Source organism: Sutterella seckii (genome assembly GCF_009183815.1).
In the GTDB taxonomy this organism is placed as follows: domain Bacteria; phylum Pseudomonadota; class Gammaproteobacteria; order Burkholderiales; family Burkholderiaceae_F; genus Sutterella; species Sutterella seckii.
The window spans coordinates 1-781 of sequence record NZ_WEHX01000213.1; the positions used below are offsets into that span (position 1 = coordinate 1).

2 protein-coding genes are annotated in these 781 nt (G+C 56.3%); both read right to left on the reverse strand.

The genetic code is table 11. The annotated features are described in order from the left end of the window. Positions 1 to 76 precede the first annotated feature (76 nt). Entirely contained in the window at positions 77 to 445 is a 369-nt protein-coding gene (locus tag GBM95_RS11895; protein WP_152159278.1) for an AAA family ATPase, read from the reverse strand. A 194-nt stretch (positions 446 to 639) separates the two neighbouring features. Beyond that, the coding region (locus GBM95_RS13210; RefSeq protein ID WP_152159023.1) for a zinc ribbon domain-containing protein at positions 640 to 781 on the reverse strand (142 nt) is incomplete at its 5' end.

The following is a 781-nucleotide window of genomic DNA, read 5'->3' on the forward strand; positions in this document are numbered from 1 at the left end:
CCGGGTCAACTTTGCTCGGGTCAAGAAAAAGCGCCCGATTCGACAGTGAGGGTCACTTTATCCGTCCAAAAGTGGGTCAGTAGATAGTGTCCTCTAACATGGGGACACCGCCCGCCAGCGTATAGAGCGTGAGGAGCTCTTCCGGACGCCAGTCGGCGTGGTAGTCCGTGAGAATCTGTTTGATGACGTCCGTCGAAAAAGGCTGAAGAATGAGCTTCGCGCTCGCACGTCCGAAAAGCGGCGCGTTCGTACCTTCCGTGATCTCCCTCATCGCACTCGCCGCCGAGCCCGTGAGAACCAGGAGCATCCTTGAATGTTTTCTCCATTTGTCCCAAAGGCGCTGCAGGTCGCCCATGAAGGACGGAGCCACGGAAGCACAATTCTGAAATTCATCGATCACGAGCACCAGAGGCGTGCTGATTGAGCGCTGAAGCAGAAATTCCATCAGCTCTGCAAACGTTGCAAAGTTGACCGCCAGTCCTTCCATACCGAGGAGCCCAGCGTTGTCCCGCCAGAACGCTTCAAGATTGGCGACCTCGGTCTTTTCGTTGGTGACTACTCCCCGTCCAATTCTTCGAATTGGGCGAGGCTTCTCGCTTCTTCGGTCACAACCCGGATGTCTCCGGGATTTACACGACCTCAGCGAGCATTGGGAGAGGATGTTTCTCTCCGCAGGACGGGTAGCCCCTCCGCCCTCAATTTTCTAATGCCTTCTGCCCGGATGTTGGCTGCAGCGTTGACGTCGCGATCGTGATGACTACCGCAGTGCGGGCAAGTCCAT

Coding starts and splice junctions, on each gene's coding strand:
- GBM95_RS11895 (WP_152159278.1), bottom strand. CDS start 445: ATGGAATTTCTGCTTCAGCGCTCAATCAGCACGCCTCTGGTGCTCGTG.